The sequence below is a fragment of the Bacillus sp. 41-22 genome (genome assembly GCF_025809295.1).
Taxonomy (GTDB): domain Bacteria; phylum Bacillota; class Bacilli; order Bacillales; family Bacillaceae_G; genus Bacillus_A; species Bacillus_A mycoides.
Genome location: NZ_CP084035.1, coordinates 708,157 through 723,583, shown reverse-complemented (window position 1 = coordinate 723,583; position 15,427 = coordinate 708,157). Strand labels below are relative to the sequence as shown.

Here is a 15,427-nt window from a genome sequence, read left to right as displayed (position 1 = left end):
TAAGCAATTTTTAAGTTTAAGTAAATAGAGATAACATCCCCTAAAAGCTAGACATTCCAACATTTACAGTTGAAAAAGCCAACAAAACCCACACTAAACACGTAGTATTGTAAATTTAATCTTAACAATGTAAATTCAATGTAAATGATTTTCTGTATTTTTCCCTTTAGGTTAAAACTACATTTACAATTCCCCTATATTTTTAAGCTTTTACACTCTTACTTTAAGAAGAATTCCAGTAATATTTTTCGGTACAACTAAATAAATTGGAACAATTCTAAAAATATTCGAATATTTTTAAAGTACTAATTGACAGCATCATTAAATGTAGTCTACTATATTAGTATCAAAAAGTTTACCTAAGGAAACTTTTTAAACTAAAACTAAAAATATAGAGATGAGGTAACTTTTATGGTATCGGCTAATACTAAACCCCTTTCCGAATTCAGAACAGGGGAATTTGTACAAATTGAGAAGATACAATTAGAAGGAACTATGAAACGACGTTTATTAGATTTAGGCTTTTTTCCTGGAGCGACAATTAAAGTATTACAACGCAGCCCACTTGGAGACCCAGTCGCTTATCAAGTAAGCAACACAACTATTGCACTGCGTAGTGAAGAAAGCTCCCTTATTTTCGGGGTATTAATAGGAGATGATTTCAGATGAGTAACCATCGCATTGCGTTAGCTGGTAACCCGAATACCGGGAAAAGTACATTATTTAATACTTTAACAGGCTTAAAACAACATACTGGAAACTGGACGGGGAAAACTGTTTTAAAGGCTGAAGGGGAATATAAGCATGGCGGAAATATATATACAATAATAGATTTACCTGGAACTTACTCACTGTATTCAAATTCGGCAGATGAAGAAGTAGCACGAGATTATATTATATTTGAAAAACCAGAAGTAACTGTAGTTGTTATAGATGCAACTGCAATGGAGAGAAATTTAAATTTAGCACTCCAAGTGATGGAAATGACAAACGATGTGGTCATTTGTATTAACTTAATTGATGAAGCGGAGAAAAAAGGAATCATTATTGACGAAAAGAAATTAGCAAAATCACTCGGTGTACCTGTAGTGAAGATTTCTGCTCGCAACCGAGTAGGCATTGGTCATTTGCTAAATGTCATCGCTAAAGTAGCAAATAAAAAACTAATTCCAACACCAATTAAAATTACTTATAACGATAAAATCGAAAATATGATTCAGGAATTAGAACCACAAATTTATAAAGTATTCGGTGATACGTATCCAGCACGTTGGATTGCATTACGTATATTAGATGGAGATAAGAATTTCTTAACTACACTTCAAAAACACCATAATGAACCACTTGTAAGGGAGGTTATAATCAATGGAATCTCACTCAGCCAGTAAAGCTCTTCCACTGGACTATATTGTTCAACATGCACAAACACTTTCAAAAGAAGATATACGAGATGATATTGTCGGAGATATTTATCGAACCTCCGCAAGTATATGTAAAGAAGCTGTTCAATATACAAATACCGATAAATTGTATCGTTCTGAAAAACTAGATAAAATTTTCACATCTCCAATCTGGGGATTCCCAATTATGCTCGGTATTTTATCTATTATTTTTTATCTTACAATTGCAGGCGCTAACGTACCTTCTGATATGATCGCTAAGTTCTTTGGCTGGGTAGAAGGATATTTAACATCTTGGTTCCAAGCAATGCATGCACCAGAATGGCTACATGGCATTTTAATACTTGGTTTATTCCGCGGTATCGGTGCTGTTATTAGCGTTATGTTACCACCTATGGCAATCTTTTTCCCTATGTTCGCGCTATTAGAAAACTACGGATATTTACCACGTGTCGCATTTAACATGGACCGCTTATTCAAACGATCTGGTGCACATGGCAAGCAATCTTTAACAATGGCAATGGGATTCGGTTGTAATGCAGCTGCCATCATGTCAACACGTATTATTGAATCACCACGTGAACGTATGCTTGCAATCTTAACAAACAACTTCGTTCCTTGTAACGGTCGCTGGCCTATGTTAATTTTAATGGCTTCATTATTTATGGCTGCTGGTTATACAGGTAGTATGCAAACACTTGTTACTGCTGGCGTTGTAGTTGGAATGGTTGTAATTGGTGTCATTATGACATTAACCGTTTCTTGGGTACTATCAAAAACAGCTTTAAAAGGTGTTCCGACTCACTACACACTTGAGTTACCACCGTACCGTAAGCCAAAAGTTTGGAATACAATTGTACGCGCAACACTCGATAAATCAATATATGTTTTAAAACGAGCTGTAGTTGTAGCTGCCCCTGCAGCTGCATTAACTTGGTTACTTGCTAATATTTTCATCGGTGACACAAGCTTACTTATGTATTTTGTAAACTTCCTAGATCCATTTGCTAAAATGTTAGGACTTGACGGATTTATTCTAGCAGCGTTTATTCTTGGACTACCAGCTAATGAAATTGTTATTCCGATTTTATTAATGTCTTACTTATCAACTGGTGCTTTAACTGAAATAGATGATTTTAATCAAATTAAAAATCTATTCTTAGAACACGGTTGGACTTGGTTAACCGCGTTAAACACAATGTTGTTCTCTCTTCTTCATTTCCCATGTGGAACAACACTAGTTAACATATATAAAGAAACAAAAAGTGCAAAATGGACATTCTTATCGTTCGCAATCCCTACTGTTATTGCCATTGTTGTTACATTCCTCTCTACACAATTGGTACATTGGTTAGGACTTGTATAAAAAACAAAGCATACATAGAAGGTATCCCCCTTCACATATGCTTTGCGCAAAAGAAACCTGAAATTATTCAGGTTTCTTTTTTTCTTTCCACGGCTGCGCTCCATACGTTGTAATTTTTTTATGAATGAAGTATATGGCTCCCGGAAGAACCGCCATTAATATCGTGCAACTAATTCCCAATCCAGTAAACAACTTACATCACCTTATTTCACTCTCTTCGGTAAAGCTGAACCTGAATGTGCAATCGTTGGATGAACATGAACAGTAATTTCAGCATTACTAAAGTATTTTTCACCTTGATCCCAATTCTTATCTATCTTCTTCCACTCTTTATAATTATGTCGCTTATATACTTCCCCTAATGCTAATACATCTACCTTATATTTTTTTTGAACAAGCTTAATCGATTTTTGGATGCGTTTCTCCATTTCCTCCGAAATATCCTTCTCTAAACGCTTTTCATTCAAAACCTTTTTATGATCACTAAAGTGCAACTCGGCCAATGTACCTTCCAGAGATAAGTGAATATTAAACTTTGGTTTTGTAGCATCCGTTGTAGATACTTTAATTTTTCGATGCAGCTTATGAATTTCATATGTAATAAGTTGATTCTTTTTACGGATAGTAAAAAAACCTCCAATTTTTTTACCTATTATATAATTCATTCCTAACGTTTCTTCCCCATTCAAAATGCCTACACACTTATTATCCTTCCCGCGAAACAACGCCGCTCCGTTCATTTGTACCCCTTGTTTTGTTAGTTCGAGAATAGGTAATACGAAACTCTGGTTAGAAATCATCTTTTCCTGTACTTCACCAATTCTTGCAGCCTCAATCATTTGGGCATTTTTCGGAGGATGTTCAGCTAACATATCGATATACTGCGCTGGCAAATTTTCAGGCTTGGCACTCTGCTTTAAAATAGCTTCTGCATTTTTCTTAGAAACGAACAAACGAATATTTCTTCTCATTTCATGATCGCGAATATATACATCTAACGTATTTTGTAAAACATATGGATTCGCTAGTAAATCTTTAGAAAAAATTATCACTTGTATATGCGGAAAGAATAATGAGCGACTAATTTTTTTAGCGATAATTCGTATTTGCTCAAAGACACTATCTGCTTTCGCACTAACATTAATATAATTTTCGCTATCTCCATCCCCTTGTCCACCTTGTTGCGACAATTTACTTGGGAGCACCATCTGATACGTCCCTTTCATAATTGGATTCGATTGTTTTTCCTTCACGATATCGTAAGCCGCCCCTACTACAAATCCCCTTTCTTCTATCTCCTCCAGCTCAGAGCACCCACTAATAGATCCAGCTAAAAACATAATTATTATAATTTTAAGAAGGTGTTTCATTTCCACCATTCCTTCTTTTTATTTTATATACAATAAAAACTAGCAAAGGTGCTGACACAACAAACCCCATATCTATCCAAGCTAAATAAGTCCCATAACTTGATAAATCATTCGAATTGCCAGGTATCATATTCACCATAAAAATAATAGGAGCACTCACAAAAATAAATACGTGTTTCTTCACTTTTGGAAACATAGCACAAAACAATAAAGATGCGACGTCATAATACATTGCTGTAGTGTTATAAATAGTAATAATCCAAGTGGTAAAAAAAATCGCATCAAATCTCTCTAAAAATCCTCCACCAATTTCAATTTCTTTCCCTAGTTCAATTGTTGGAAATGTCAATCCACGTGTTGTCATATACGAAAAAACACTAATACAAGTTACATAAATTAAAATGTATGACAAAACGTTTACTATCACCGCTTTTGCAACTGCCATTGGCGCTTTTTTCGCTGTCTTATCGTTCAACATCACGGCATAAAACAGAGCTACCTCAAATCCGATAAATGTGAAAATAGAATTTTTAACTCCTACAGCATATTGACTGACGTCCGTTTGAAAAGCCGGTAGTAAATTATCTATTTCCATTAAGTTCACATTCAATAAAGAAAGCAGTACGATTGCAATTAAAACGATAGGTAAGAATAAAACGTTTAACCTTAATAGAGCCGCTCTCGACCCCGCTATTCCATAAATAACAACTAATAGGAAAAAGAACGACAATAGTTGTACTGGTGTATCACTAAACAAATACGTTTGTGAAATAATTGCAATCATTCGCGATTCATATGCTGTCAAAGCAGCAAACGTTAATACTAAAATGCTACTAATTGTGTATGCAACAGGCTTCGTCAAATGTGCACTCGTATATTGAACAAAGTTTTGTTTTGGGAATAAAATAGCTACCCTCGTTACAAACCAACCTAAAATTGCACATATCAATCCACCCAAAAGCAAAATAATCCAACCGTCCGAAAATAAAGTTTGCGTAGCAATATCTCGCGGCATAGATAATGCACCTATACCGATAATTGTTGACGATACCGCAAAACCAAGTTCCCGAGATCCAATTTCTTCATCCCCATATTCAAATGGCTTCAATTACTCTCGCTCCTTTGGACGTATTGTAGAATCTTTCGTTTGTAAGTACTCTGGTCTTTCTTTCAACATTGATTTTGGCAAGCGGATCATTTCTTCTTCCCAATCTTTATAAAATGCAGGAGCAATAGGCGTTGTATATGGCACCCCAACACTCTTTAAATTCGTAATATGAATCGCAAGTGCAATAAGAGCTAAAATGATTCCGTACAATCCAAAAGCAGTCGCCGCTAACACAAAGACAAAAAGTAAAATCCGGAACGTAATTGTAATGCTATATACAGGCAGTGAAAATGTAGCAATTGCGGTAACCGCAATAATAATTACTAAAAACGGATTTACAATCCCCGCATTTACTGCCGCTTCTCCAATTACAAGACCGCCTACGATGCCAATTGTTTGTCCCATCGGTTTCGGAAGCCTAATCCCGGCTTCTCGTATTAATTCCATCGTTAATGCCATCATTAACGTTTCTATATAAGCAGGAAACGGTACTCCTTCTCTCGCTCCCGCAATGGAATAAGCTAGTTTAGATGGAATAAGCCCTTGATGATACGATACAAGCGCTACGTACATGGCAGGTAATAAAACAGCAGCGATACCTGATCCCATACGTAACATTCTTAATAACGTTCCAATTATCCAACGCTCATAATGATCTTCTACAGATTGAAAAATATCAACAAACACTAGTGGAGCTATAAGAGCAAATGGTGACCCATCTACTAAAATGGCCGCTTTCCCTTTCGCCAATGCAGCCACTATATTATCTGGTCTTTCTGTATTTAAAAACTGCGGAAACGGCGATAAATTATTATCTTGAATTAATTGCTCAATCGTTCCTGTCTCAAAAATGACATCTGTCACTATTGATTGAAGACGCCGATCTAGCTCGTTTACGATGTAAGGGTTAATAATATCCTCTATATATACTAGGGTTACTTCTTTCTGCGATCGTTTCCCCATAATATAAGATTGAAACCGTAACTTCGGATCACGTAAACCACGGCGAATTAGCATTTTGTTCACATTAATATCTTCATTTAATCCAACTCTCGGTCCACGTATTAAATCTTCTGTCACTGGAGGCTCTAGACTTCTTTTCTCCCAAGCTCTACTATTAACAACAATAGCCGTTTGAATATTATCAATTAATATAACTGTATCTCCCGCTAAAATCGCATTTATAATATCAGGAAACGTTGTTTTCATACCAACTTCTGCGATAGAAATAAAACAATCTAATAACGTTTGAACAATAGCTGCTTCTTTTTGTATTTCTTCATATTGAAGCGTACGAACTACATATTTATAAACATTATCCTTATCTGTTAACCCACATAAAAAAATAACAGCACAGCGGGTTAAACTACCAGCAAGAGCAACTTCTCTAATTGTTAAATCATTAGGTGAACCTAACTCATCTCTAATTTCCTTCATAACTTCAAACAAGTTACCTTTTAGCTCTAACAATTTCCCCACCTAACTTCCTTTTCAACAAGTTTTTAGTTAGATTCCGCTAATAGAAGAAAATATATACAAAAAAGAGCTATCTCTTTTCGAAGATAGCTCTAACATACGAATTACTTTTCTACTATTATATTGTCGGTCTTTACAGATACATTTCTTGTGAATCCACTAACGATAAACATCACAATCATATTCATTAACAATGCGACTATACCTACATTTAAATCTTTTATATATTGCGGAAAACTCGGAAACATCGTAGCTATAGTTGAACCAGATAAGGTAATATATGCGACAATTAACAACCCAATCCCCATTCCTGCAATCGCTCCTTGCTTCGTAATAATTTGACGTGGAAACAAACTACATACAAGTGCAGGGAAAAGTTGCGTAACTATACTGTACCCCATTAAAAGAAGAGCCCCTATCGTTTCTCCCCCTTTAAATGTAAACAATACTGCAACAAGCGTTACAACAGGTACAAATAACTTAGCTACTTTTGCAACTTGTCTATCTGAAGCAGATGGCACCATTGTTCGGTAAATATTTTTTGCTAACAACGTAGATGCCGCCATAACAAGCATGGAACCTGGAACTAATGCCGTTAACACTCCTGCACTACCAATAATACCAATAAACCATGGATCAAACGTTTGAAGAGCCAGACGGAATAATGAAAGATCTACATCCGCTCCCTTTAACCCTGGAACTTGCAAGATAGCAGCAAAACCTGCAAAGAACACAAAAAGCAAAACTAAAGAATAGAGAGGCATAATTGCTGCATTTTTCCTAAATACTTTTTCACTTTTCGCTGAGAAAGCTGAGGCAAATGTATGAGGCCACATATAAAAACCGAGAGCCGTTAATATAATAGTAGAAACAAACCAAGAAATACTCATTCCCTTTTCAGGTAAAGATAAAAAACCTGGTTTTGCAGCTTCTACAGCTTCAAACATCGGTTGAAATCCTCCGTAATAGTGATACGGTAAATATATACCTAAAAACATAACGATAAATAGTATCATAATGTCCTTCAAAGCAGCTGTCCAAGCCGATCCATGTATACCTGAAACCATTACATAAATAGTTATAACAATAGCACCAATCCATACCGCAATAACAGGTGTCACTCTTCCATAGGAAGCTTCCGAAACGATAATTCCTAATCCCTTTAATTGCAAAACAAGATACGGGATAATCGAAATAACACCAATAATTGAAACAATTACCCCAAGCGTCTTACTCCTGTATTTCTTCGCAAAGAAATCTGATTGTGAAATGAGGTTATGTTCTTTTGCATACTTCCAAATTGGAGGCAATAAGAAATACGATAAAATATAAGCTAATGCACCATACCCTAAAATATAAAATGTAGGAGCTCCTTTACTATAAGCCCAGCCACTTCCTCCTAAAAATGTGAACGTCGTATAAATTTCCCCTGCCATAAGGAGAAAAACGAAAATAGTTCCAAATCCTCTTCCTCCAACTGACCATTGTTCTAAATTCATATCTTTTCCATGTTGTGCCCGAATTCCTAAAAATAGTGCGAGAAACAAAAATATAATAATGATAAATAATGCAGTCATTTTACGTCCCCCTTATTAGCAGGATCGAATACGTACACAAGACCCATACAAAGAGACGTAATGAGCACTGATAATAGTACCCAAAATAATAAAAATGGCATCCCCCATACGTAAGGAGTGACCGAATTTGCAAATACTGGTCCAACTACTAAACAAAGAACTGGAATAAGTGCTAGCACGTGTATTTTTTTCATCTCATTCTCCTTTACTTATAAAATTCATAATGGATGATACAAAGACTTCCACTCCAATTGGTAATGCGTCTTCGTCAATTGTAAAACGAGGGTGATGATGCGGATATATAATTCCCTTCTCTTCATTTCCTGCCCCTATAAAAAAGAACGTCCCTGGTGCCTTTTGTAAAAATGCTGAAAAATCTTCCCCTGCCATCGTTGGCTGTAAACGAACAACTCTTTCTCTTCCATACAGCTGTAATGCTGTATGTTCAATAAGCTCTGTAACTTCATAATCGTTCACAACTGGGCGATATCCATATTCATAAGAAAATGTATACTTAGCACCGTAGGATTCTGTAATATGTTTTACAATCCTTTCAAGCTTCTTCTTTGTTTCTTCTCTTAATTCATGCCTTAAACTTCTCACTGTCCCTTCAACCTCCGCTTGTTCCGGGATAACATTATGAGTTGTCCCAGAATGAAATTGCGTAACAGATACTACGAGAGAATCTAACGGATTCGTGAGGCGAGATACAATTTGCTGAATTTGCGAAACTACTTGCGCACCAATGGCGATACTATCAACTGTTTCATGCGGAATTCCAGCATGCCCACCTTTTCCCTCTATCGTAATTTTAAAAACGTCCGGCGCCGCCATCGCAGGACCATAAATTACACCTACTTTTCCAACCTCTAATGACGCCCAAAGATGAGCACCAATAATGTAATCCACACCTGTCATCACTCCCGCTGCGACCATTTCCTCTGCACCGCCTGGAAAGTTTTCTTCTGCATGTTGAAATAAAAAGCGAATCTCTCCTTTAACTTTCTCTCTTTCCTCTACCAACTTATGTACTACACCAAGCAATATTGCCATGTGACCATCGTGACCACACGCATGCATCACACCTGGATATATAGAAATAAAATCAAACTTATTTTCTTCATGAATAGGAAGAGCATCCATATCAGCACGAACCGCGATAGTTTTACCAGGCTGCCTACCAATTAACCTTGCCATTACACTATATTTAGTAGGCCTTGAGACTTCTAAATACGGGATTTCCCGAAGTATGTCGAATACAAATTGAGATGTTTTTTCCTCTTGAAAAGATAACTCTGGATACTTATGAAAATGCCTTCTCCACTCAATCAACTGATTCTTTGATAAAACAAGTTCCTTTGCGACATCCATTTCTCTTCTCCCCTTCTTTACCAAGTTAAATGTTATTATAGCGTGAATCGTTAACTTCTGAAAGAATTTTCAGAATTTTCTATAATGAATATTCAAAAAGAAAAAGCCATCTCAAGATGACTTTTCATTTTATAAAATAGTAATTGCTTGTTTCCCCATTTGCTCCCATGCCTTTTCAAATTCAGCACGAGGAACAGCTTTTCGTGGATTGTTTGCAAGAGGATCATTTACGTATACAAAGTTTTGATCATATCCAATTACTACAACACTATGCTCATAATATGTAATTTTCACTTTACCTGAACTCGTATTCCATGTTTCAAAACTACTTTCGGCTAATGGTTTAAACGTTGTATTAATAATTACCCATACTGGAGAACCAGAACTAATTACTTTATATAGATCTTGCACGTCTCTACCCGTTAAATTAATTACTTTTTCAGGAACATACTTTTCTGCTAAATTAAAAATCGGTTGATTATATACACCGTATCCCGGCTCAGCTTTCGTGTAAATATTTCCAACGAATCCCTCATACGGATTTCCATGCAAACCATCTTGTTTAAATGGAACGCGATGAATTTCACTAGCAAGTTGCATCTTATCTACTTGTACACCTTTATGTTGTAGTAGCATAGTTAAACTTGTCACTTCACAACCTCTAGGTAATTCAGGTAACTGTCTAATAAACGGAACCTCTGTAATCATTGCACTTTCTTTCATCTCAGAGAAAAGGTCTAACCGAAATTCTTGTGCCTTTTTCATAATTTTATCTTTCTCGAAAAAGAACACGACAGCAAATATAATACCGAAAATAAAAATATATTTTAACTTTTTCATCATAAACCAAACTCCATTATATCAATTATTTTAAAGGCACAACTCCTATCATTGTACCTTTCTTCTTACTAGTTTGCTAGAAAGATTCTGTGAATTATTATTCACAAATACCTTTTTTAAAATTCCGATTGTTTGAAATAGAAAGAAAAAATTATATTTTTTCAGAATTTTTTACTAAAAAACAAAATTATTAACCTAGTGAAAGAATCACGTTTCCTTCACTAGGTTAATAAACATTCTAAGGTATTTAGTCATAGTTAGTTTTTCCTTTACATACTCAGTTCACAACAAAATAAACCAAGTATGTTTTTCACCCCCACTAATGATTAAAAGCACCGAATAAAATCTAGTTAAAACATACAAAAAAATATGGGGGGAGGGACATATGAATCAACAAGTAGAACAAGCAGAATTAAAATACCGCACACCACTTTATCCAATAGTTCCAATCGTAGCTTTCTCACTCAATTTCCTTACATTTGTTAGTTTAGCTTTCATTCCAGATCAGAGAATTGCTCTTTATTGCTGGGTTCCATTTATGATCATTTGTTACATTTTATACCGAGTTAAAGTTTCGGAAAGTTGTCACATTTGAGCAAAAAAGAAATATAACTTAGGTAACAAACTGAATATATTAAAAATTCAGTATTTTTCCTTATGATAAGATAATTTTTTTCTATTTATTGGGTATGTTGGTATAACTTTATTTATCTTAAAATTCCCACAATCACGTTTTTATCTGGAAAATAGTTTACAATGTTATCAAGTTACAAATGATATTCACCTTAAAAAGCGTGCATTTGTGTCTATTTTTTAACAATATAACAAAAACTATTGCCATCTATAAATTAATAGGTTTATATTGTTTTATTGGCATAGTTTCAATCCAAGGAGAAAGGAGATTTTCAATCGTGCAACTAAAGAAAGCATTTTGGAAGTTGGCTTCGCTTCTTCCGTTATCATTACTTCTGTTCCTCGGTGGCTGTGATAAAAAACTCGCAGTATTAAATCCGCAAGGACCTGTTGCAAAAGCACAGTATGATTTAATTGTTTGGTCATTCTTGCTTATGTCATTAATTATCGCAATTGTATTCATCTTGTTTACAGTCATCTTGATTCGTTATCGTGAAAAACCAGAGAATATGGACTATGAGCCACCTGATCAACATGGTAACACATTATTAGAAATCATTTGGACAATTATTCCTGTTATTATCGTTATCGCATTATCGATTCCAACAGTTAAAGCAACTTATGCTTCGGAAGAGGTTCCGCAAGAGTCCAAACATATTAAACCAGTTGAAATTTATGTTACATCTGCAAACTGGAAATGGTTATTTAGTTACCCGGAGGAAAAAATTGAAACCGTTAACTATTTAAACATCCCAGCTGGTGTACCAATTCAATTTAAACTGACTTCTGTAGGTCCAATGAATGCTTTCTGGGTACCAGAACTTGGTGGTATGAAGTATACAATGGATGGCATGATCATGGACTTATATTTACAAGCTGACAAACCAGGTTCTTACCTAGGTCGTAGCTCGAACTTCTCTGGTGAAGGATTTACTCACATGGAATTCGAAGTTGAAGCAAAAACTAAAGAGAAATATGATAAGTGGGTAAAAGAAGTACAAGAAACTGCCCCTAAATTATCAGAAAAGAAATATAACGAAATTATTAAACCTGGTGTAGTGGGGCGTATGACGTTCTCTAGTCACCACTTAAGTTATGTAGATCCAAAATCACTTGAATATTGTGATTACAACTACTACAAAAACAAAAAATAATAGCTATTATTCCAACAGATTGGAGTGAACACAGTGAAGCTTGATGAATTTTTTGTCACAGGTGACCCGATTATTTACGGAGCTGACGCTTCTATCGTTCTTGTGACATTAGCGATTCTTTTCGTACTAACAAAGTACAAAAAATGGAGATGGCTTTGGGATGAGTGGTTGACAACTGTTGACCATAAAAAAATAGGGACCATGTATATTATCTCTGCCGTTATAATGTTATTCCGTGGTGGTATGGATGGTTTAATGATTCGTGCCCAGTTAACATTCCCGGAAACAACTTATTTAAACGCTGAACACTATAACGGAATCTTTACAACACATGGTACGGTAATGATTCTTTTCATGGCAATGCCATTCGTTATGGGATTAATGAACCTTGTAGTACCATTACAAATTGGTGCTCGTGACGTTGCATATCCGTTCTTAAATGCTTTAAGTTTCTGGTTATTCTTTGTCGGAGCAATGTTATTCAACATCGCTTTCGTAATCGGTGGTTCTCCAGACGCTGGGTGGACTTCTTACTTCCCAATGGCAGGTACAGAGTTTACTTCTGGTGTAGGAAATAACTACTACGCAATTGCATTACAGATTTCAGGTCTCGGTACGCTGATGACGGGTATTAACTTCCTTGTTACTATCTTAAAAATGCGTACACCTGGTATGAAATTAATGAGAATGCCAATGTTTACTTGGTCAATCTTAATTACAACAATTATCATTATTTTCGCTTTCCCAGTATTAACAGTTGCTCTTGCATTAATGACATTTGACCGTCTATTCGATGCTCACTTCTTTACGATGGCGAGCGGCGGTATGCCAATGTTATGGGCCAACCTATTCTGGGTATGGGGTCACCCTGAAGTATATATTGTTATTTTACCGGCATTCGGTATTTTCTCTGAAATCATTAGTACATTCTCACGTAAACGTCTATTCGGTTACAGTGCGATGGTGTACTCGATGGTTGCAATTTCTTTACTAAGTTTCGTCGTATGGCTTCACCATTTCTTCACTATGGGTGCAGGTCCAGCGGTTAACTCATTCTTCTCGATTTCGACAATGGCGATTTCGATTCCAACCGGTGTTAAGATCTTTAACTGGTTGTTTACACTGTATAAAGGACGTATTCGTTTTACAGTTCCAATGCTTTGGTCATTGGCATTTATTCCAAACTTCGTAGTTGGTGGAGTTACAGGGGTTATGCTTGGAATGGCAGCAGCTGATTATCAATACCATAACAGCTACTTCCTAATTGCTCACTTCCACTACGTATTAATCGCAGGTACAGTATTCGCTATGCTTGCTGGATTCACATACTGGTATCCAAAAATGACAGGTCATATGTTAAATGAACGCCTAGGTAAATGGACATTCTGGATCTTTATGAGCGGATTTAACATCTGTTTCTTCCCAATGTACTTCTTAGGTTTAGACGGTATGACTCGTCGTATGTACACTTACTCTGAAAGTCTTGGATGGGGCTGGCTAAACCAAATCGCATCTGTTGGTGCTGTAATGATGGCTATTGGCTTCCTAATCCTTTGCTATAACGTAATTTGGAGTGCACGTCACGGTGAGCGTGACACAACTGGAGATCCATGGGACGGCCGTACACTTGAATGGGCAACTCAATCTCCTGTACAACATTACAACTTCGCGAAACTTCCTGAAATTAAAGAAGCTGATGCTTTCTGGTTCATGAAAAAACGTGGAGAAACAATTACACCAACAGCAGATGAATTAAAACCAATTCACATGCCAAGTAATTCTGGTGTGCCTATTATTGCGTCTTTATTCTTCGGTCTTGCAGGTTTTGCATTAGTATTTAGCTGGTTCTGGATTGCAGCAATCGGTGGTATTGGTATTTTAGGTTGCTTAATCTATCGTTCATTCGATTATGATGATGGCTACTACGTAAGCGTTGATGAAATTAAAGAAACAGAACATATAGCATGAGAGGTGAAATGACATGGCGGCTTTAGATAAAAGCTTACCTTTGGAATATCAATCCGAGCAAAGCAGATTGAATATCCTAGGATTCTGGATTTTTCTTGGGGCTGAAATTATGCTGTTCGCAACACTTTTCGCCTCTTATCTAGTCCTTGCTGGTCGTACGGCTGATGGCCCAACACCAGCGCAATTGTTTGAAGTTAAAACACTTTTAATTCAAACACTGTTACTTTTAACAAGTAGCTTTACATGTGGGATCGCAATTCACGAAATGCGTAAACACAATCAAAAAGGAATGTTAGCTTGGTTTATCCTGACTTTACTTTTAGGTGCAGGCTTCCTATTCTTTGAAATTGAAGAATTCATTTTGTACGTTGGTGAAGGTGCAACGATTCAAACAAGTGCTTTCTTATCGGCATTCTTCGTTCTTCTTGGAACGCATGGTGCCCACGTAACAGGTGGTATCATCTGGGCAACTTGTGTTATTATCCAAATTTTAAAACGAGGTTTAACACCAGTTACAGCTCGTAAAGTATTTATTATCAGCTTATACTGGCATTTCCTTGATCTTGTTTGGGTCTTTATTTACACACTAGTTTACTTGAACGGGATGGTGGCGTAAATGGGTCAAAATAACAACCAAGCAAACGGGCATGGGCATAGCGGATTCCCATGGTCACACGTTTTCGGATTTATTTTATCGCTTGCACTAACGTTTCTAGCGTTATACGTGGCACTTTACACAAACCTGCCACTTTCAACGATATTAACAACTATCATCATAATGGCAGTTGCGCAAGCGTTATTACAATTAATTATGTTCATGCACTTAAAAGAAGGAGAAGGAAGAATTCAAGTTCTTACAATGATATACAGTTTCTTCGTTGCAGCTGCAACAGTTGGACTTACTGTATGGATCTTCTTCTCAATGTAATTTGCATGAAAAGACTGCTGGGATTCCTCAGCAGTCTTTTTTTATCCCCTATTAACGAGCAGTAAGACCCCCACTGATTAAAGTTTCACTTTATCCCCTCCCCCTATTACATCCACATTACGGAATTAACAACAAAATCATGAAAAATATACTTATTATGACAAATGTTAAGAAAACTCTTTCTTTATGAAATCGAAACCATATCCGTTGCTTTTCTTCCTATTATATGGCTAAAT

Annotated in this window: 15 protein-coding genes and 1 pseudogene; 8 read left to right on the top strand and 8 right to left on the bottom strand. The window is 36.1% G+C overall.

The window, feature by feature from the left end; translation table 11 throughout:
* Nucleotides 1-411: 411 nt before the first annotated feature.
* The 3 genes from LCF45_RS03605 to LCF45_RS03595 are packed head-to-tail and all read left to right on the top strand — an operon-like array spanning nucleotide 412 to nucleotide 2,766.
* Entirely contained in the window at nucleotides 412-669 is a 258-nt protein-coding gene (locus LCF45_RS03605; protein WP_002090873.1) for a FeoA family protein, read from the top strand.
* Nucleotides 666-1,388: a FeoB small GTPase domain-containing protein gene (locus LCF45_RS03600; RefSeq protein ID WP_002010621.1), complete on the top strand. Its 723-nt coding sequence runs from the start codon at nucleotides 666-668 to the stop codon at nucleotides 1,386-1,388. Before LCF45_RS03605 ends, LCF45_RS03600 begins: the two co-directional genes overlap by 4 nt.
* On the top strand, nucleotides 1,366-2,766 hold the full coding sequence (locus LCF45_RS03595) for a nucleoside recognition domain-containing protein (RefSeq protein WP_002125307.1): 1,401 nt from the start codon (nucleotides 1,366-1,368) through the stop codon (nucleotides 2,764-2,766). The genes LCF45_RS03600 and LCF45_RS03595 overlap by 23 nt, the downstream gene beginning before the upstream one ends.
* A gap of 63 nt (nucleotides 2,767-2,829) precedes the next feature.
* On the opposite strand, the gene LCF45_RS03590 is transcribed toward LCF45_RS03595, so the two are convergent.
* The 8 genes from LCF45_RS03590 to LCF45_RS03555 form a co-directional block, all read right to left on the bottom strand.
* The gene (locus LCF45_RS03590) at nucleotides 2,830-2,958 is read right to left on the bottom strand and encodes a hypothetical protein (RefSeq protein ID WP_002029830.1); all 129 of its coding nucleotides are present in this window, start codon (nucleotides 2,956-2,958) and stop codon (nucleotides 2,830-2,832) included.
* A gap of 11 nt (nucleotides 2,959-2,969) precedes the next feature.
* Nucleotides 2,970-4,136, bottom strand: a complete 1,167-nt coding sequence (locus LCF45_RS03585) for a Ger(x)C family spore germination protein (RefSeq protein WP_002186981.1) — start codon at nucleotides 4,134-4,136, stop codon at nucleotides 2,970-2,972.
* Nucleotides 4,120-5,244 (bottom strand): endospore germination permease, encoded by a 1,125-nt coding sequence (locus tag LCF45_RS03580; RefSeq protein WP_002169135.1) that lies wholly within the window; start codon nucleotides 5,242-5,244, stop codon nucleotides 4,120-4,122. The genes LCF45_RS03585 and LCF45_RS03580 overlap by 17 nt, the downstream gene beginning before the upstream one ends.
* Nucleotides 5,245-6,723, bottom strand: a complete 1,479-nt coding sequence (gene gerLA, locus LCF45_RS03575) for a spore germination protein GerLA (RefSeq protein WP_003187400.1) — start codon at nucleotides 6,721-6,723, stop codon at nucleotides 5,245-5,247.
* 101 nt (nucleotides 6,724-6,824) lie between these two features.
* Nucleotides 6,825-8,297, bottom strand: coding sequence for a sodium:solute symporter family protein (locus tag LCF45_RS03570; RefSeq protein ID WP_002125303.1), 1,473 nt, complete (start codon nucleotides 8,295-8,297; stop codon nucleotides 6,825-6,827).
* Nucleotides 8,294-8,491, bottom strand: coding sequence for a DUF3311 domain-containing protein (locus LCF45_RS03565; RefSeq protein WP_002029838.1), 198 nt, complete (start codon nucleotides 8,489-8,491; stop codon nucleotides 8,294-8,296). The genes LCF45_RS03570 and LCF45_RS03565 overlap by 4 nt, the downstream gene beginning before the upstream one ends.
* 1 nt (nucleotide 8,492) lies before the next feature.
* Nucleotides 8,493-9,668, bottom strand: coding sequence for an amidohydrolase (locus LCF45_RS03560; RefSeq protein ID WP_002125300.1), 1,176 nt, complete (start codon nucleotides 9,666-9,668; stop codon nucleotides 8,493-8,495).
* Nucleotides 9,669-9,797: 129 nt separating this feature from the next.
* Nucleotides 9,798-10,508: a C39 family peptidase gene (locus LCF45_RS03555; protein ID WP_033708232.1), complete on the bottom strand. Its 711-nt coding sequence runs from the start codon at nucleotides 10,506-10,508 to the stop codon at nucleotides 9,798-9,800.
* Between the two features lie 409 nt (nucleotides 10,509-10,917).
* Between LCF45_RS03555 and LCF45_RS03550 the strand changes: the two are divergent.
* From LCF45_RS03550 to qoxD, 5 genes and pseudogenes are all read left to right on the top strand, one after another.
* A pseudogene (locus LCF45_RS03550) lies at nucleotides 10,918-11,125 on the top strand (amino acid permease); the annotation flags it as partial.
* Nucleotides 11,126-11,419: 294 nt separating this feature from the next.
* On the top strand, nucleotides 11,420-12,295 hold the full coding sequence (locus LCF45_RS03545; RefSeq protein ID WP_002010605.1) for a cytochrome aa3 quinol oxidase subunit II: 876 nt from the start codon (nucleotides 11,420-11,422) through the stop codon (nucleotides 12,293-12,295).
* A 33-nt stretch (nucleotides 12,296-12,328) separates the two neighbouring features.
* Nucleotides 12,329-14,263, top strand: a complete 1,935-nt coding sequence (qoxB, locus tag LCF45_RS03540; RefSeq protein ID WP_002063826.1) for a cytochrome aa3 quinol oxidase subunit I — start codon at nucleotides 12,329-12,331, stop codon at nucleotides 14,261-14,263.
* Between the two features lie 13 nt (nucleotides 14,264-14,276).
* Nucleotides 14,277-14,879 (top strand): cytochrome aa3 quinol oxidase subunit III, encoded by a 603-nt coding sequence (gene qoxC, locus LCF45_RS03535; RefSeq protein ID WP_002029841.1) that lies wholly within the window; start codon nucleotides 14,277-14,279, stop codon nucleotides 14,877-14,879.
* Entirely contained in the window at nucleotides 14,880-15,191 is a 312-nt protein-coding gene (qoxD, locus tag LCF45_RS03530; RefSeq protein WP_078203679.1) for a cytochrome aa3 quinol oxidase subunit IV, read from the top strand.
* Nucleotides 15,192-15,427 lie beyond the last annotated feature (236 nt).